The organism is Vibrio owensii (genome assembly GCF_002021755.1).
In the GTDB taxonomy this organism is placed as follows: domain Bacteria; phylum Pseudomonadota; class Gammaproteobacteria; order Enterobacterales; family Vibrionaceae; genus Vibrio; species Vibrio owensii.
The window spans coordinates 728,904-746,108 of record NZ_CP019959.1 but is presented as its reverse complement, the minus strand read 5'-3'; the positions used below and the strand labels follow the sequence as shown (position 1 = coordinate 746,108).

16 protein-coding genes and 1 riboswitch are annotated in these 17,205 nt (G+C 44.2%); of the genes, 7 read left to right on the top strand and 9 right to left on the bottom strand.

The window, feature by feature from the left end; translation table 11 throughout:
• Positions 1–53 precede the first annotated feature (53 nt).
• Positions 54–755, bottom strand: a complete 702-nt coding sequence (locus A9237_RS03235) for an arginyltransferase (RefSeq protein ID WP_078607660.1) — start codon at positions 753–755, stop codon at positions 54–56.
• A complete protein-coding gene (gene aat, locus A9237_RS03230) occupies positions 752–1,462 on the bottom strand; it encodes a leucyl/phenylalanyl-tRNA--protein transferase (protein ID WP_038896307.1) in 711 nt (236 codons plus the stop codon). The genes A9237_RS03235 and aat overlap by 4 nt, the downstream gene beginning before the upstream one ends.
• A 41-nt stretch (positions 1,463–1,503) precedes the next feature.
• Here aat and A9237_RS03225 point away from each other — a divergent pair, with 41 nt between their 5' ends.
• Entirely contained in the window at positions 1,504–1,980 is a 477-nt protein-coding gene (locus A9237_RS03225) for an outer membrane lipoprotein (RefSeq protein ID WP_020195009.1), read from the top strand.
• A gap of 160 nt (positions 1,981–2,140) precedes the next feature.
• The gene (gene aroA / locus A9237_RS03220; protein ID WP_005441645.1) at positions 2,141–3,421 is read left to right on the top strand and encodes a 3-phosphoshikimate 1-carboxyvinyltransferase; all 1,281 of its coding nucleotides are present in this window, start codon (positions 2,141–2,143) and stop codon (positions 3,419–3,421) included.
• Positions 3,422–3,486: 65 nt separating this feature from the next.
• Here the strand turns inward: aroA and A9237_RS03215 are convergent, their stop codons facing one another.
• A complete protein-coding gene (locus tag A9237_RS03215) occupies positions 3,487–3,735 on the bottom strand; it encodes a YciN family protein (protein ID WP_005441647.1) in 249 nt (82 codons plus the stop codon).
• 495 nt (positions 3,736–4,230) lie between these two features.
• On the opposite strand from A9237_RS03215, the gene topA reads away from it, so the two are divergent.
• The 4 genes from topA (at position 4,231) to A9237_RS03195 (ending at position 10,992) form a co-directional block, all read left to right on the top strand.
• Positions 4,231–6,867, top strand: coding sequence for a type I DNA topoisomerase (gene topA / locus A9237_RS03210; protein WP_009707099.1), 2,637 nt, complete (start codon positions 4,231–4,233; stop codon positions 6,865–6,867).
• A 534-nt stretch (positions 6,868–7,401) separates the two neighbouring features.
• Complete coding sequence (gene glgC / locus A9237_RS03205; RefSeq protein WP_005441655.1) at positions 7,402–8,619, top strand: glucose-1-phosphate adenylyltransferase; 1,218 nt, start codon at positions 7,402–7,404, stop codon at positions 8,617–8,619.
• Positions 8,609–10,066 (top strand): glycogen synthase GlgA, encoded by a 1,458-nt coding sequence (gene glgA / locus A9237_RS03200; RefSeq protein WP_078607659.1) that lies wholly within the window; start codon positions 8,609–8,611, stop codon positions 10,064–10,066. The genes glgC and glgA overlap by 11 nt, the downstream gene beginning before the upstream one ends.
• A gap of 122 nt (positions 10,067–10,188) precedes the next feature.
• Positions 10,189–10,992, top strand: coding sequence for an alpha/beta fold hydrolase (locus A9237_RS03195; RefSeq protein WP_005441659.1), 804 nt, complete (start codon positions 10,189–10,191; stop codon positions 10,990–10,992).
• A 37-nt stretch (positions 10,993–11,029) separates the two neighbouring features.
• Here A9237_RS03195 and A9237_RS03190 read toward each other — a convergent pair whose 3' ends face one another.
• The 5 genes from A9237_RS03190 to torD all read right to left on the bottom strand — a co-directional run bounded on the left by A9237_RS03190 (position 11,030) and on the right by torD (position 15,335).
• A complete protein-coding gene (locus tag A9237_RS03190) occupies positions 11,030–11,347 on the bottom strand; it encodes a putative signal transducing protein (RefSeq protein ID WP_078607658.1) in 318 nt (105 codons plus the stop codon).
• Positions 11,347–12,036 (bottom strand): TVP38/TMEM64 family protein, encoded by a 690-nt coding sequence (locus A9237_RS03185; protein WP_005441662.1) that lies wholly within the window; start codon positions 12,034–12,036, stop codon positions 11,347–11,349. Before A9237_RS03185 ends, A9237_RS03190 begins: the two co-directional genes overlap by 1 nt.
• Positions 12,037–12,156: 120 nt before the next feature.
• Complete coding sequence (locus tag A9237_RS03180) at positions 12,157–12,747, bottom strand: TfoX/Sxy family DNA transformation protein (protein ID WP_005441664.1); 591 nt, start codon at positions 12,745–12,747, stop codon at positions 12,157–12,159.
• Positions 12,748–12,863: 116 nt separating this feature from the next.
• Positions 12,864–12,953, bottom strand: a riboswitch (cyclic di-GMP riboswitch).
• A 285-nt stretch (positions 12,954–13,238) separates the two neighbouring features.
• Complete coding sequence (purR, locus tag A9237_RS03175; RefSeq protein WP_005441667.1) at positions 13,239–14,243, bottom strand: HTH-type transcriptional repressor PurR; 1,005 nt, start codon at positions 14,241–14,243, stop codon at positions 13,239–13,241.
• A gap of 444 nt (positions 14,244–14,687) precedes the next feature.
• Positions 14,688–15,335, bottom strand: coding sequence for a molecular chaperone TorD (torD, locus tag A9237_RS03170; RefSeq protein WP_009707097.1), 648 nt, complete (start codon positions 15,333–15,335; stop codon positions 14,688–14,690).
• A 233-nt stretch (positions 15,336–15,568) separates the two neighbouring features.
• Between torD and torR the strand changes: the two genes are divergently transcribed.
• Positions 15,569–16,282, top strand: a complete 714-nt coding sequence (gene torR, locus A9237_RS03165) for a two-component system response regulator TorR (RefSeq protein WP_009707096.1) — start codon at positions 15,569–15,571, stop codon at positions 16,280–16,282.
• Positions 16,283–16,397: 115 nt separating this feature from the next.
• Here torR and elyC read toward each other — a convergent pair whose 3' ends face one another.
• A complete protein-coding gene (gene elyC, locus A9237_RS03160; protein ID WP_038896317.1) occupies positions 16,398–17,204 on the bottom strand; it encodes an envelope biogenesis factor ElyC in 807 nt (268 codons plus the stop codon).
• Between the last annotated feature and the right edge of the window lies 1 nt (position 17,205).

Here is a 17,205-nt window from a genome sequence, read left to right as displayed (position 1 = left end):
TTAGCGCGCTTATTTTGCCGCTAAACAGTAATTATGTAAAGTTGGGGCGTATTCTACCCTTGCCAACGCTGATTTACTAGCCTTTGGTGTCGTTGAAAGCGAGTTTTGTAGTTCATCGCTGGACATTCATCGATCTGATAGCCCAAATATAGCCAATGTTTGCCGTTCTGTTGGCAATATTCAAGTTGGAAAAGAACCCCTAAAGTCCCAAGAGATAAAGGGTAATCGGGATCAAAGAAGGTATAAAAAGCACTCGCGCTGTTATCCATGATATCCGTAACCGCAACTGCGAGAAGTCGATCATTTTCATCATAGACATGCAGAAATCCGGTTGTTAACCATGTTGTTTGAGCAAATCGAGCGAACTCATCCTCACGAGGAGGGTACATGGTGCCATTTTTGTGCCGCGCAGTTATGTACCTGCTGTAAAGCTGGAACCAATCTTGGTCTAGCTCAGGCTTGAGCGTCCAACTCAGAGAATTGGCTTTATTCAACAGACGCTTTTGACTCTTGGATGGACGAAAGTCTGGCACCGCAATGCGGATTGGCTGACATGCATTGCACTGTTCACAATGAGGTTTATAGATGGTGTCGCCACTGCGACGAAAACCATTCGCCATCAATACTTGATAGTTTTGTTCTGTGTGCAAGTTGGCATCGAGAGCCACAGCCACTCGCTCTTCACGTTCAGGCAAATAACTGCATGGATGGTTATTGGTCAAGCCGATACGGATGTGTTGGAGATCTGTGCTCATGATACCGCGTCCTGCAAAATCTGTGGTTCAAACGTGCCCAAATCGGTGTTCTTACCTCTTAAAGATAGTAGTTTTTGTACGAAGTCGTCACGTTCAAGTTCAAATGCGCCGAGTGAAGCTAGGTGCGGGTTCATTACCTGACAATCGATTAATTGACCGTGGTTTGACGCCAAATGGTCGCAGAGATACCACAATGCAATCTTAGATGCGTTGTCTTTAAGGCTAAACATCGACTCACCACAAAAAAGTTGGCCAACACTGATGCCGTATAAACCGCCAACGAGTTGATCCTCGTGCCATACTTCTACTGAGTGGCAGTGACCGCGTTTGGCGAGTTCAATATAGGATGTTTGCATATCCTCATTGAGCCAAGTTTCTTCTGCAGGACGAGTTGAAGAACATAATTGAATTACGCGTTCGGTTGCATTGTTTAGCGTTACTTTATACTGTTGTTTACGCTGAAACTTTTTTAGGCTTTTTGAAGGCTTAAATGATAAAGGATCAAAAACGGCTCTTGGAGAAGGACTCCACCAAAGAATGGGCTCACCAGGGCCATACCATGGAAAAATACCTTGGTGATAGCCGTTAAGAATGCGTTCTGGGTTGAGATCCCCACCAAAGGCCAGCAAACCGTTTGGGTCGCTCAGAGCTTCGTACGGCGATGGAAACGAATGCGAGTCATCAAGTTCAGTTAAATAGATTGTCATAAAGAAAACTTTACCAACATCAGAGCCTATAGGAGCTTATTATGAGCGGAGTAAGACTTAATATAAAACGATGGGCATGGATCATACTGTTTTTGCCATTTTTCGCCAATGCAGCCTATGAAAGAAATGTAGCAAAACCTGTAAATCAAGTGGTGTATGGCAAAGTCGATTCTGTGCGATACATTACGCAACAAGAAGTGAAACAATCACAAAGCAATGGCTGGGAAACACTCCTAGGGGCGACCATCGGCGGTTTAGTGGGTAACCAATTTGGTGGTGGTACAGGTAAAGAAGTCGCGACCGCAGTTGGGGCGCTCGCTGGCGCAGCCGTAGTGAGAAACCGTAGCAACTACGAATACACGGTGGAATACAAGCTTGTTGAACTTTTGGTTAAAGTCGATGGCAACAAACTTATTAACGTAATTCAAGACGTTGACAATAGCATGCTGTTTAAGCGTGGAGACGATGTTCGCATCCTCTATTTTGATGACGGCGTTCGAGTGGATATCGCTTACTAAGCCAACGTTTGCACAGTAAAATCTAAGCTGACTAATTATTCAAAAATTAGCATGGATTTACTCTGGTTTTGTGATGGTTTTTTCGTTAGTCTGAATCCACGAAGAATTGTTTAGCTCTCAAAAAACGTGAAGTGAGAGCACAAAGGATTATCAACTTTTAATGGAAAGCCTAACGTTACAACCCATCAATAAAATTCACGGGGAAGTGAACCTTCCTGGATCAAAAAGCGTTTCCAACCGAGCTCTATTGCTTGCTGCTTTAGCAAAAGGCACCACTCGTTTGACAAACCTTCTCGACAGCGATGACATTCGTCATATGTTGAATGCACTGACAAAGCTTGGCGTTCAATATCAATTGTCTGAAGATAAAACCGAGTGTGTCGTAGAAGGTCTCGGTCGTCCATTTTCTGTCTCTGAGCCTGTAGAGCTATTTTTAGGTAATGCCGGCACCGCAATGCGTCCACTCGCTGCTGCACTTTGCTTAGGTGAAGGTGAATACGTGTTGACTGGCGAACCTCGTATGAAAGAGCGTCCGATCGGTCACCTAGTGACAGCCCTTCAAGCGGCTGGTGCAGACGTTACTTACCTAGAAAACGAAAACTACCCACCACTGAAAATCGTCGGTACAGGTCTTAAATCTGGTTCTGTATCGATTGATGGTTCTATTTCTAGCCAGTTTTTAACGGCATTTTTAATGTCAGCGCCTTTGGCTGAGGGCGAAATTCGCATCAATATTGAAGGCGAGCTGGTTTCAAAGCCTTACATCGACATCACTCTGCATATCATGAAGCAGTTTGGTGTAGAAGTGGTCAATAACGACTACCAAGAGTTTGTTATCCCTGCTGGCCAGCATTACATCGCTCCGGGTGATTTTTTGGTCGAAGGTGATGCGTCTTCAGCTTCTTACTTCTTGGCGGCGGCGGCCATCAAAGGTGGTGAAGTGAAAGTCACAGGTATTGGTAAAAATAGTATTCAGGGTGATATCCAATTCGCTGATGCACTTGAGAAAATGGGTGCAGAAATCGAATGGGGCGATGACTACGTGATTTCACGTGTTGGTCAGCTGAAAGGTATCGACATGGATTACAACCATATTCCAGATGCGGCAATGACCATCGCAACGACAGCTCTGTTTGCAGAAGGCACAACAGCGATTCGTAATGTGTACAACTGGCGCGTGAAAGAGACTGACCGTCTGTCTGCAATGGCGACTGAGCTTCGTAAAGTCGGCGCAGAAGTGGAAGAGGGTGAGGATTACATCATCGTTAAGCCTGTACCACAGCTTACGCACGCTGCGATTGATACTTATGATGATCACCGTATGGCGATGTGTTTCTCTTTGGTGGCGTTAAGCGATACACCTGTGACGATTAACGATCCTAAGTGTACATCAAAGACATTCCCAGACTACTTCGATAAACTGAAAGCATTGAGCTGCTAATTCAGTTTATTGAAGCGAAAAAGCCAGAGTTGAGACTCTGGCTTTTTTATTGAATTTTGAAGCGCTTATTTGTTCAGCGTGAACTCTTTTGACAGGTGGTGCGCAAGGTACTTAAACATATTGAATACAGCTGTAGTATTGGTGGTCGGCAGACCTTTTTCATCTAAGAAGTACTCGCCTTTAAATACCAATACATCGTCTTTTTCTACTACGCTCGTTGCACGCATACCTTCAATGTAGTCATCGTGTTCTTGGATGATTTGGTTAGCGATCAAAAGAAGGTCGAACTCTTCAATGTGTTTTCTATCAGACATAACGTTCTCGTCATTCAATAAATCTTAAGTGGCAGCAGTATACCCACAAACATCATGGGTTTGCATACCTAAATCTCTGATTACGTGTTTTACCAGTATTGTTCCATGAGGTTTTACTTCTTTATATAGAAGCAACATGGTAAGTGATTCTTATATGCAAATCGTCGCTATTTCAGCGTCGTAATCTAAGGTTAGGCTCTGATCGTGAAAGAAAAAATATTTTGTGATGAGAGACAAAATTTATTGAATTCGACTAGCGGGAGGAATCTTTGCCTGCTTAGTATATGCCGCTCAAGACCTTTTGCAGAACCCTGCCTCGTCAAATTAGAAAGGCGATGAATTGTCAACCAATCGGATCTGAATTTCAAAAAAGCAGTTGATCTTCTTTTCATCTCGCACAATAGTAAAAAAAGAAGCAATGAAATAGAACATTATGCGGGTAGCTTCCTTAGGGGGCAGTTACCCGCATTATTATGAAGGACGTTAGAGTCAGTTATGGGTAAATCGCTCGTTATAGTGGAGTCACCAGCCAAGGCTAAGACGATAAATAAATACCTTGGTAAAGACTTTATTGTTAAGTCTAGTGTTGGTCACGTGCGTGATCTGCCTACGGCCGGTCAAAGCACTGGTGAGAAAAAAGCCGCTGCCATTTCTACTAAAGGAATGAGCCCGGAAGAGAAAGCGCGTGTCAAAAAAGAAAAAGACCGTAAAGCTCTAATCAAAAAAATGGGGATTAACCCATATCATGACTGGGATGCGAATTACCAAATCCTTCCAGGCAAAGAAAAAGTAGTTAGTGAACTGCAAAAATTAGCCAAAGACGCTGATTTCGTTTATCTCGCAACCGATTTGGACCGCGAGGGAGAAGCTATCGCATGGCACCTTCGTGAGATCATCGGTGGCGATGAAGAGCGATACAAACGTGTAGTTTTTAACGAGATTACTAAGAATGCAATCCAACAAGCTTTCCAGACGCCTGGTGAGTTGAATATGGATGGTGTTAACGCACAGCAAGCACGTCGATTCATGGACCGCGTAGTAGGTTTCATGGTTTCTCCATTGCTATGGAAGAAAGTTGCACGTGGCTTGTCTGCGGGTCGTGTACAGTCAGTAGCGGTAAAACTATTGGTTGAGCGTGAGCGTGAAATCAACGCTTTCATTCCAGAAGAATTCTGGGACATCAACGCAAATACACACACCAAAGATAAGACGGCATTCAAACTGCTTGTTGCGCAAAAAGATGGCGTTGCGTTTAAGCCTGTCAACGAGACAGAGACCAAAGCAGCGCTTTCGGTACTGGAAAAAGCAAGCTACGAAGTTTGTAAGCGCGAAGACCGCCCAACGAAGAGTAAGCCGTCTGCTCCATACATTACCTCAACACTTCAGCAAGCGGCGAGTACTCGCCTAGGCTACGGTGTTAAGAAGACCATGATGCTGGCTCAGCGTCTGTATGAAGCGGGTTACATCACGTATATGCGTACTGACTCAACCAATTTGAGTGCAGAAGCGGTAGATGCAGTTCGTGGCTTCATCGGCTCAGAGTATGGCGATAAATACCTTCCTGCTAACCCGTTAAGATACGGTAGCAAAGAAGGCGCACAAGAAGCGCACGAAGCGATTCGTCCTTCTGATGTAGCGGTGAAAGCAGAAGACCTACAAGGTGTTGATGCTGACGCTCACAAGCTTTACTCATTGATTTGGAATCAATTCGTTGCATGTCAAATGACACCAGCAGAATACGATTCAACCACTATCAGCGTTAAAGCTGCGGAATACACGCTGAAAGCGAAAGGCCGTATCCTTAAGTTTGATGGTTGGACTCGCGTGCAACGCCCAATGGGTAAAAACGAAGACACGATTCTTCCAGCAGTTCAGTTGGGCGATAAGCTAGACCTAGAATCGCTTGAGCCTAAGCAGCACTTTACTAAGCCACCAGCGCGCTTTACAGAGGCGGCATTGGTTAAAGAACTTGAGAAGCGTGGTATTGGCCGTCCTTCTACATACGCATCTATCATCTCTACGATCCAAGATCGTGGCTACGTGAAAGTAGACCAGCGCCGTTTCTACGCAGAGAAGATGGGTGAGATTGTTACTGACCGTCTAGATGACAGCTTTAACGATCTGATGAACTACGACTTCACGGCTCGTATGGAGCAGAAGCTTGACCAAATCGCCGAGGGTGACGTGATGTGGAAAGATGTCCTAGACAACTTCTTCACAGACTTTACGGGCGATCTTGAGAAAGCGGAACAAGACGAAAACGAAGGCGGCATGAAACTGAATCACATTGTGATGACAGATATCGAGTGTCCAACTTGTGGTCGTCCAATGGGTATTCGTACCGCGTCTACCGGTGTGTTCCTTGGCTGTTCTGGTTACGCATTGCCACCTAAAGAGCGTTGTAAGACAACCATCAACCTAGGTGACGAAGAAGGCATCATCAACGTTCTAGAAGAAGACGTGGAAACCGCGGCACTACGTGCTAAGAAGCGTTGTCCTATCTGTGAAACAGCGATGGATGCGTACCTGATTGACGATAAACGCAAGATGCACGTTTGTGGTAACAACCCGAACTGTGAAGGCTACATCGTTGAGTATGGCGAGTTCAAAGTGAAAGGCTACGATGGTCCAGTTGTTGAGTGTGACAAGTGTGGCTCTGACATGGTTCTTAAGAACGGTCGCTTCGGTAAATACATGGATTGTACGAGTGAAACGTGTAAGAACACTCGTAAGATTCTGAAGAATGGCGAAGTTGCGCCTCCGAAGGAAGACCCAGTTCATTTCCCTGAACTACCATGTGAAAACTCAGACGCTTACTTTGTTCTTCGTGATGGTGCTTCTGGCCTATTCATGGCGGCAAGTAACTTCCCTAAATCACGTGAGACGCGTGCGCCATTGGTTTCTGAACTGGCTCGATTTGAAGAGCGTCTTCCAGAGAAGTTCAAATACCTAACGACAGCACCAGCGGCGGATCCAGATGGTCGCCCAGCAGTGGTTCGTTTTAGCCGTAAGAGCAAAGAGAACTACGTGCGTACTGAAGATGATGGCAAACCAAGTGGTTGGACTGCGCTATTCATTGACGGTAAGTGGGAAATCACAGACAAGCGCAAGAAACCGAAAGCGAAAGCTTAAGTGATAAATTAGAACGAATAAGGCAGCGAATACGCTGCCTTATTTTTTGCTTGTTATTCTATAAATTATTCACTTCGTCTATTGTTTACCATTCAAATTTTCTCCATTCTGTTTTCATAGAACGGTCATAGTTTCATCGTATCCTGTCGCAAAACTGCGCTTGTGTAGTTAATCGGTTTGTAAATTGTTTTCACAATGTAATCGTTTGTGTCTCATAGTGTGACCAAGATACCGTATTGAGTAAGCAACATCTGTATACAACACGGAATGGCATATTTTAAATTGTAATTTAGTTCCAGTTCGATAACTTATTACACAAATAATGCAACTGTATGCGTTTATTTAGCACCAAAAATAAAAAACAACGAAGGTGCGTGCGTACGAGGATGTGCAATAGCTTTTTTAGTTCGCGCTGTGAGGGTTCAAAGAAACTTATCAGTGCGGATGCAATAATGTATTCGCTTGACTCCCCGAGTTCTGCTCATTTCAAGTGAATACCAGTTCCAAGCTATAACTATATATGGAGAACAACGAATGGCTGGTGTTTTGGGAATGATTCTTGCTGGCGGTGAAGGCTCTCGCTTGAGACCTTTAACGGAATCCCGCAGTAAACCTTCGGTCCCTTTCGGCGGAAGTTACCGACTTATTGATTTCGCTCTGAATAACTTTGTAAATGCGGACTTAATGCGTATTTACGTCCTTACTCAATTCAAATCTCAATCTCTATTCCATCACTTGAAAAAGGGTTGGAACATCAATGGCATTACAGACCGTTTTATCGACCCAATTCCTGCGCAAATGCGTACGGGTAAGCGTTGGTATGAAGGTACTGCCGATGCTATCTACCAAAATTTACGTTTTATGGAATTGGCGGAACCGGATCAAGTATGTATCTTTGGTTCAGACCATATCTATAAAATGGACATTAAACAGATGCTTGCTTTCCACCAAGAAAAAGAAGCATCTTTGACTGTTTCGGCACTGCGCATGCCGCTATCGGAAGCCTCTCAATTTGGTGTTATCGAAGTGGACAGTGAAGGTCGAATGATTGGCTTTGAAGAAAAGCCTGCAAATCCAAAATCGATTCCTGGTGACCCAGAGCATGCGCTTGTCTCTATGGGCAACTACATCTTTGAAGCTCAAACGCTGTTCTCAGAATTGATTGAAGACGCTGATAATGAAGCCTCTACCCACGACTTTGGTAAAGACATCATTCCTAAGATGTTCCCTCGTGGTGATGTGTTTGTCTATGACTTCAGCATGAACCGTATTACAGGTGAGAAAGAAGAAGTTTACTGGCGTGATGTAGGTACAATCGATGCGTACTGGCAAGCACATATGGATCTGCTTGAGAAAGACGCACCATTCTCTCTCTACAACCGCAAATGGCCACTGCATACTTACTACCCACCATTGCCACCTGCAACCTTTACTGACTCTGTAAATGGTCGAGTTCAGATCATCGACAGCCTAGTATGTAACGGCAGCTACGTGCGCGGTTCTCGTATTGAAAAATCAGTACTTGGTTTCCGCAGTAACATTGCTTCAGCGTGTGACATCAGCCAGTGTATTTTGCTCGGTGATGTGAAGGTCGGGGAAGGTTGTGTGCTTCGTCGCGTGATTGTAGATAAAGACGCAGATATTGCGCCGGGTACGCAAATTGGTGTAAATCTACAAGAAGATAAAAAACACTATCATGTGTCAGATGATGGCATTGTCGTAATTCCAAAAGGAGCACGTGTTGGCTACTAACAATTTGTCTGTTCTGTTTGTAGCGTCTGAAGTCGAAGGACTGATCAAAAGTGGTGGCTTGGCTGATGTAGCCAAGGCACTGCCGGAAGCCCTTCAAAACCTTCAGCAAGATGTACGAATTTCTATTCCTGCCTACACTGGTATTGAACAGTTGTCTGAAGCGGAAACGGTTCTGGAAACAGAGCTAACAAGTTGGCCTCATACTGCTTACCGTGTCCTTAAGTTAACGCTTGGGGATAATCCGGTTTATTTGATTGATTGCCCTCCTTATTTCAATCGTCCGTCTATGTACGCGGAAAACAACCAAGCCTACACGGATAACGGCGAGCGTTTCGCGTTTTTCAGTGCGGCTTGCTTAGACATGCTGCCAAAGCTTGGCTTCCAGCCCGATATTGTTCATGCCAATGACTGGCACACAGGCTTAGTTCCCTTCCTGCTAAAACATCGTTACGGCCACGACGCTTTCTTTGCTAACACTCGCAGTGTTATTTCAATCCATAATGCGGTGTTTAAAGGCGTGTTTAGCTATGACGATGTTCAATGTCTGCCAGAATTCCATAGCCGAAAGGTGCCAGATGCTGCAGTAAGTGCAACGCACATTACTATGCTGAAAGCAGGGGTAATGAACGCAGATAAAATCAATGCTGTTAGCCCGACTTATGCCGAAGAGCTGAAAACTGAGCTTGGAAGCCACGGTATGGCGTGGGAGTTTCAGCAACGTGCTAATGATTTGGTAGGCATCCTTAATGGATGTGATTACAGTGCGTGGAATCCAGAAACCGATTCAAACTTGCCGCTTAACTATAAAGCCAATCGTCAAAGTATGGTTCGTGGTAAGAACGCATGTAAAAAAGCAATGCAAGAAAAGCTGGGACTTGAAGCATCAGATTGCGCCATGTTTGGTATGGTGTGCCGCCTAACACAGCAAAAAGGTGTGCACTATCTATTGCCTGCGTTGGCAGACTTTCTAAAACACGATGTTCAACTAGTTGTGGTTGGCACGGGCGATCCTATTCTCGCGGCGCAGTTACGAGATGTAGCGGCGCAATTTGCGGATAAGTTTGTCTTCGTTGAAGCGTACGATAACGAATTAGCACACTTGGTTGAGGCGGGATCGGATTTCTTCCTGATGCCTTCTGAATTCGAACCTTGTGGTTTGAACCAAATCTACAGCATGGCTTACGGTACTTTGCCAATCGTTCGTGGAGTCGGTGGCTTGAAAGACAGCGTGAATGACTACGATGTGAATCCAGCCGATGCTACGGGATTCGTTTTCTATGAACCAACGCCGCAAGGTCTATTACTGACAATGTTGAGAGCACTTCTGCTTTACGCACAAAATGTGACAGAAGTGAGACGTGTACAACTTCATGCTATGCAAAAAGACTTTTGTTGGCGAAAAGCGGCAGAAGAGTATTTGCAACTGTATAGAGCTGCGTTAAATTGACGCAAAATCTTTAAAAAGTGTAACGAAAGGCACCGAATGAGGTGCCTTTATTATCTTACCCTTATGGAGTGTGGTAGCATTTATCCATTCCCTTTCACAAAAAGTGTTTTTCGTACTGATACATGACTCAGCCACTTCTTTTCCACAAAACCTATTTGCACCCTACCAGTAATGAGTGGGTTGTTTTCGTACATGGTGCTGGTGGGAGTTCTTCGATCTGGTTTAAGCAAATCAAAGCGTATAAGCAGCATTTCAATTTGTTGCTCATCGATCTTCGAGGTCACGGAAAGTCCAATCAACTGTTGAAAGAGCTGATTACTAGTCGCTATACCTTTACCGCCGTAACTCAGGATATCTTAAAAGTGTTGGATCACCTTAAGATCCAATCAGCACACTTTGTTGGTATGTCCTTGGGTACTATTATTGTGCGTAACTTGGCAGAACTGGCTTCAGACCGTGTTCGCTCAATGGTGCTGGGTGGCGCAGTCACTCGTTTAAATACTCGCTCACAGATACTGGTGAAATTGGGGAACCTTGGTAAACACATTCTTCCTTACATGTGGTTGTACAAGTTGTTTGCTTATATCGTTATGCCGCAGAAGAACCAGCGTGAATCAAGGCACTTGTTTATTCGCGAAGCCAAGAAGCTATGCCAAAAAGAATTTAAGCGTTGGTTTACTTTGGCTGCAGATGTGAACCCATTGATGAGATATTTCAAAGATCGTGAACTACCGATTCCGACGCTGTATTTGATGGGGGACCGAGACTACATGTTCATCAAGCCAGTGAAAGAAATGGTCGCGGTGCATAAGTTGAGCGTACTGAGAGAAATACCAGATTGTGGCCATGTGTGTAATGTAGAAAGGCCCGATGACTTTAACCAACATTCCATCGAGTTCATTAAGCAGCAGAGTCTAGCGGCTTAACGCATTTATTGAAGATTTCAAAAGAGTAGGGGAGCCGTTATGGCTCCCCTATTTGATATCCACATTGCCAACACGCACCAAACTGGCCTTCGTTTTGTTCTGAACACTGCGGGCACTGCCAGTCTTGATAAGTCAATTCCGCTTGTTGGAGATAATCTTCAACAATGGTAGATGCTTTTAGTTTCTGCTCCGGATGTAAAAGCCAAACATACGGGTCTGTATCATCGCTAAATGGCAACTCACCTTTTAAGGCGAACATTCCCTCACCTCTTACTTCACAAGCTATCTGTTCGGTTTTGAGAAGCTCACAGACGATATGAGCTTCTGCAGGATTTTTAGCGATGTATATCTTCATTAAGCATTTCCGTTTTGAACTTGGGCTGGACGAACTTTATTCATAACCCATTTTGCGATGATTGGGAACAAGCCGAGCAGAGCAAACGACGCTAATACGGTTGGTGACACAATTCCTGAAAGACTGTCGATAGTGGCGAGCTGTGTACCTGCATTTAGGTAGACGGCAGTACCTGGCAACATACCGATTTGGCTGGTTAGGTAGAATCGTGCGACTGACATTGGTGTTAGCCCCATCAGCAAGTTGATCAAGAAAAACGGAAATACCGGAATTAAACGTAGAGAGAAAAGGTAAAAAGCGCCGTCTTTTTCTACACCTTGGTTAATGGCATTTAACTTATTACCGAACTTGCTTTGTACCCATTCACGCAACAGGTAACGGCTGCTTAAAAACGCAATGGTTGCACCGATTGTGCTGGCAAAAGACACTAAAAGTAAACTCGTCCAAAAACCAAACAAGGCGGCACCCAAAAGCGTTACAACCGCAGCTCCAGGAATAGAAAAGGCGGTGATAGCAATATAAGCAAAGAAATAGGTAGCGGCGGCAAACACGAAGTTTTGGTCAATGAAACTGTTTAACGCTTGTTGCTGTGCTTTTGCGTTTTCTAGCGTTAAATATTGACCGAAGTTGACACCTAAAAAGATGATGGTCGCGAGTAGGATCAGTCCTAAAATCAGTTTCTTATTCATATCAATGGCTCCGTTTGGCTTCTTAAATAATAAGACAGAATGGAGTAAGAAAAAATTTCAAAAAAAAACCGCAGTGTGAAAACTGCGGTTTTTACTCAATGTCATGCTGAAATGATTGCTCTACGAGAGAGCACTCATCAACTCTTCCCGGCGAGACTGAGGTACGACGCTCCAATGTGTTCCGTTGATAGCGCCTTCAAGCGCCCACAACAATTCAAGGCTTACCGTAGAGGCATGCGTATCTTGGATTGCTTTATAAGCGTTTAGGGCACCTTCTTCTTCTAGTTGCTCGACAGAGTCAATGCCTGCTTTCTTCAGCATACGTTCAGTTGCAAGGCGTAGATTAGGAAGGTCTTTCAATCGGTTAGGTTTGGTGCTCGCTTGCTGTTTTTTCTCTTGCTTAGCAGTCTCTAGAGATTGCTTTGCAACTTCAATCAAGCGATCGGTCGAATCCCATAGATCATCAGAAATAGCGTAGTATTTCGTAACAACTGGGAAACCACGTTTCTTGTAGACGTACGGTTTTAATCCTTGAGTCTCGAAGTCAGATGAAGTTTGTTGGTCAGCTCGTATATGAAGTTGATTGTTCACAACTAGTGCAAACATCGTTTCATCGGCGAAGAGCCCAAAGCCGCCAAACATTGAGCGCGACTTGATATTACCAAGTGCCTCAAACAGCTTCATTGAGTCTTTGAGTATCGGTTTATCCATGATGTGTTATCTCGGTGTAATTAATATTACGCCACCAAAAATCAGGTCCGAGAGATTAGCAAATGCATGCAGACACAATGTCATTAAAGGGTAAACTCACTTAATGCATATTTGCCATCGGTAACCCCGCTACCTTCCATCTAATAAGATGGTTCAGGCCGGAGGCTTTGCGTCCCACCCTTTCGAATGGTTTGCCCTGTGCGTGACTCTTTGAGAATACTTCGTATATTGAATTAACATCACGTTTCAAATATAAAAGTGTGATCTTGGTTCAGTTAATAGCGTTAAATTGATGTGTTTTGTTTCATATTGCTGAGCATCTACTTGTCATACAAAAGCTTGATGTAGGAAATGGACTACACCTTAATTAAAACAGCAACTTATCGAAGTTTAAGGTTGTATTCTTGAACTGAAATATTAAGGGAAAGTTATTTTTAGGCATTAAAAAAGCGCCCATAAGAGCGCTTTGTAAAATGAGTTCGCAGATGAGGTTAGTTTAGTTTCTTAACCGTGTTGCGAACAACGATCTCTGGTTGCATCTCGAACACACGTTTCTCGTGTTCTTTGTCTTTGATGCGCTCCAAAAGGATCTCAAATGCGTTTTTACCCACACGACGTTTTGGTTGGTGGATAGTCGTTAGCGGTGGAGAAAAGTATTCTGCAAGCTCAATGTTGTCGTAACCGATCACGGATACATCATCCGGTACTTTGATACCGTTTTGCTGCAAGCGGCTCATTAAGCCTAGCGCCATTGTGTCGTTAAAGCAGAAGACAGCCGTTGGGCGTTTTTCCATTGCAGTGATGTTATCTGCCGCCAGTACAGCAGTATCACACTCAAAGTTACCTTCAAGAACCCAATCTTCGTTAACCGTTAGGTTTGCTTCCGCCATCGCTCGGCGGTAACCAGCGATACGCTCTTGGCACGCCGCTTTTTCAAAATGACCGCTCAAACATGCGATGTCAGTGTGACCGTTATCGATCAGGTATTTCGTCGCGATGTAGCCGCCTTCTTCCGAGTTATCGATGATCTTATCTGCCTGTGAGCTCTCAGGGCCCCAGTCCATCACAACTTTTGGAATGTCAGAATGGCGGTCTAGCATCTCTTTTAGCTCTTCCGTCAAGTCAGAACACATTACTAGGATGCCATCTACGCGTTTCTCAGCTAGCATGCGGATGTAGTCACGTTGCTTCTCGTAGATACCGCCCGTGTTACAAAGAATTAGAGTGTAACCTTGACGGTAACAGTAACTCTCAACACCATCGATGACTTCAGAGAAGAATAGGTTGGTTGATTGAGTAACTAACATACCGATAGTACGAGTAGAGTTGCACTTCAAGCTACGAGCAACGGCGCTTGGCGCGTAATTTAGTTCATCAACCGCTTTCATTACTTTTTCTTGGGTTGCTTCTGCAACAAAGCGAGTTTTGTTAATTACGTGCGAAACCGTTGTGGTAGAAACGCCGGCTAAGCGAGCAACGTCTTTAATAGTGGCCATAAATGATGTCCTGTATCGAGCTACTGAATACCGTGAGTGAAGACAACCATACGCTTAGGGTCTTGCACAAACCGAGCAACTGCAAGAAAGGGCATTGCTGAGATATTTGGCAGTGGTTGTTCCGAATCGGTATAAAAAGATTTGTAGCAACATTTGTTGCTGAGACTCATATTCCCTTCTTTTATAAGTGAGGAATTAGTCAGCAATCATGTTAAGAAAACACAAAAACCGCTATATTTCAGCGGTTTACATATAAATCATATTTAATCGTTTGCGCTCACATTTTAGACTGATGTGGGCAGGCTGGCAATATTTTCAGCGGTTGTTTTGTGCCCTTGAGGTCACATTTTCACGGCTAAATTGGTTGGGTTTCTTTAAGCCAGATTAAAACTAAACGAATAAAATAGGGAGCCTAAATAGCAGGCTCCCTAAAATAGGCGGCAATTATTCACCAAGAAGGTAGGTGCTGTCCAGTTTACAAAATGCAATTAATAGTTGCGCAACGCTAACATAGAAGCCAAATTCGTCGAACTGCTTACATTTAGCGGCAAACTGAGGTAGCCAAGTCAAAAGATGCTGTTGGATGAAATCGTTCTGCTTTTCGAACGCTTCTTCCATATGCTTTTCTTGCTCTAGTTCGTTAGAGCGAATAATCATATTACCCAAGAAATCCAACTCTACCGCTAGGTGGTCAGCTGGCTCTTTCAGGTTTTCATCAACTTGCACGCCAAACTCTGCCATCAGTTTTTCCATCTCTTCTGCTGGCTTGTCGTTTAGCAGACCAGATTGGCCGATGTACATAGAGGCATAAGGCAGCGCACCGTGCTTTTCTGTCTTAAGGAAAAGCTCACAAAAGTCTGCAGCCAACTCAAGTTGCGCGTCTTCACGATCTTGTAGGCGGTTAAGTGCATCAACAAGGGTATCCACAGCTGGTTTTAATGACTCATTTTCACCAAGGCCAGCCAAAAAGCTTCGAATTTCAACACTGTGGTAGCTTTCTAGTTCTTTCTCTGTCAGTTCTTTTGCGAACAGGCTAGAAAACCACCAATAGATTTCTGCGCGTTTCTCGTTAAAAGCTTTCACTTCTTGCATTTTTTTGCTCCTAAATGGTTATCCCCTAAGTGTAAACAATTAAGATGAATAGCAGTAACTATAATTGTTATCCATTATGGGAAAATATGCGCGTTTATGAATGGCTGTAAATAAGCTTGCTTTGAATCAATAAAAACGCAAAATCTTGCTTTTTAATGTATCTATGACTAGAAATGTTACTAGTTATGAATAGAATACGTCTTGGAAAATAAAAAAGACAGAAAGTGGTGTAAATGAGCTATCACGTATTAGTCGTAGAAGATGATGTAGTAACTCGTAGTAAGCTTGCGGGCTATTTCCAAAATGAAGGCTACAAAGTTAGTGAAGCAGAGAGCGGGGCAGAAATGCGCGAAGTGCTTCAAAGTGGCGATGTAGACCTGATCATGTTGGATATTAATTTGCCTGGCGAAGATGGCCTTATGCTTACGCGTGAATTACGCAGCCAATCAGATATCGGCATCATATTAGTGACAGGACGCACGGATAGCATTGACAAAATCGTTGGCCTAGAAATGGGCGCAGACGATTATGTGACAAAGCCTTTTGAACTAAGGGAATTATTGGTTCGCGTTAAGAACTTGCTGTGGCGCATTTCGGCGGCACGTAGCGGTTCGCAAAAAACAGCGAACGACACTAATGAAGAACACATTGTGCGCTTCGGTGAGTGGACGTTTGATATTCAACGTCGTGCTCTGAGCCGTAACGGTGAGCCAGTGAAACTAACCAAAGCGGAATATGAGCTATTGGTGGCACTGTCTTCGTACCCGAATCAGGTACTAAGCCGCGAGCGTATTTTGAATATGATCAGCCACCGAGTGGATGCGCCAAACGATCGTACTATCGATGTACTGATTCGACGCATGCGCGCTAAGATGGAGTTTGATCCAAAGAACCCACAAATCTTTGTGACCGTTCACGGTGAAGGCTACATGTTTGCAGGTGACTAAATCATCGCAATAAAGAAAAAGGAGAGCATCGGCTCTCCTTTTTTGTGTCTGTGATTTCAGTTAAGACAATCTAACGATAAGTTTTATCAGCGACAACGTTCTTGCTAGGCAGCAATTAAGGTTGTGCGACTTCAGGCTCTTCTATTTCAACCATTGGCGTTTGTCCTACGTTGTCACGCAGTTTCTGCCATAACCCACCAAGATACTCATGCCAGTACAGTTCGGTTTGCTCTAAGTAACGAGCTTTCGGTGCGTACTTTTGCCATGGCTGCTCGATGTCATCAATCGCCATAAAGTTCGTTGGTGCAGGGATGGGTTTAATACCCGCAGCGTTGAACTCATACAAAGCACGTTTCATGTGGCTCGCCGAAGTTACGAGCACGATGTCTTTTTGCTTAACAAACGCGGCTGCTTGGCGAGCTTCTTCCCACGTATCTTTGGCGTCTTCCAATAAAATAATATCGGATTTAGCAACGCCAAGAGAAAGCGCGACGTTTGCCATCATACGAGCATGGCTAATTTCAGAACCACCTGCATAACCAGACAGGATTAACTTCGCACCTGGGTACATGCGCAAAATACGAATGCCCTCGGTGAGTCGCATCAGTGCTGTGCGACTTAATTGAGAGGTCGGTGGGATCTCATCGTCCACCACATGGCCATTACCAAGAACCATGACATAGTCGACGGTACCAGAAACGGGTAAAAACGCTTTGTACTCGCGCTCTAGCGGCATCAGTAGCTTAGTTGAAACAGGTTGGAAGGCAACGAGAAAAATGCCGACAAAAGAGAATAGAACAACAAAGCAGCCAGTTTTACGTTTGGTGGTAAAACTAATGAGAGCAAGACCTAACAAGCCTATGATTAGCAATGCCGGAAGAGGCATCAACAAGGCTGACATAACTTTTTTCAGCTCAAACATA

Excerpts from the sequence above, each read along its gene's own strand:
- A9237_RS03185 (WP_005441662.1), bottom strand. The coding sequence starts at position 12,036 with ATGAATAAGAAACTGATTTTAGGACTGATCCTACTCGCGACCATCATC.
- torR (WP_009707096.1), top strand. The coding sequence starts at position 15,569 with ATGAGCTATCACGTATTAGTCGTAGAAGATGATGTAGTAACTCGTAGT.
- torD (WP_009707097.1), bottom strand. The coding sequence starts at position 15,335 with ATGCAAGAAGTGAAAGCTTTTAACGAGAAACGCGCAGAAATCTATTGG.
- A9237_RS03180 (WP_005441664.1), bottom strand. The coding sequence starts at position 12,747 with ATGGATAAACCGATACTCAAAGACTCAATGAAGCTGTTTGAGGCACTT.
- aroA (WP_005441645.1), top strand. The coding sequence starts at position 2,141 with ATGGAAAGCCTAACGTTACAACCCATCAATAAAATTCACGGGGAAGTG.
- A9237_RS03225 (WP_020195009.1), top strand. The coding sequence starts at position 1,504 with ATGAGCGGAGTAAGACTTAATATAAAACGATGGGCATGGATCATACTG.
- elyC (WP_038896317.1), bottom strand. The coding sequence starts at position 17,204 with ATGTTTGAGCTGAAAAAAGTTATGTCAGCCTTGTTGATGCCTCTTCCG.
- A9237_RS03235 (WP_078607660.1), bottom strand. The coding sequence starts at position 755 with ATGAGCACAGATCTCCAACACATCCGTATCGGCTTGACCAATAACCAT.
- glgC (WP_005441655.1), top strand. The coding sequence starts at position 7,402 with ATGGCTGGTGTTTTGGGAATGATTCTTGCTGGCGGTGAAGGCTCTCGC.
- A9237_RS03190 (WP_078607658.1), bottom strand. The coding sequence starts at position 11,347 with ATGAAGATATACATCGCTAAAAATCCTGCAGAAGCTCATATCGTCTGT.
- topA (WP_009707099.1), top strand. The coding sequence starts at position 4,231 with ATGGGTAAATCGCTCGTTATAGTGGAGTCACCAGCCAAGGCTAAGACG.
- purR (WP_005441667.1), bottom strand. The coding sequence starts at position 14,243 with ATGGCCACTATTAAAGACGTTGCTCGCTTAGCCGGCGTTTCTACCACA.
- A9237_RS03195 (WP_005441659.1), top strand. The coding sequence starts at position 10,189 with ATGACTCAGCCACTTCTTTTCCACAAAACCTATTTGCACCCTACCAGT.
- A9237_RS03215 (WP_005441647.1), bottom strand. The coding sequence starts at position 3,735 with ATGTCTGATAGAAAACACATTGAAGAGTTCGACCTTCTTTTGATCGCT.
- aat (WP_038896307.1), bottom strand. The coding sequence starts at position 1,462 with ATGACAATCTATTTAACTGAACTTGATGACTCGCATTCGTTTCCATCG.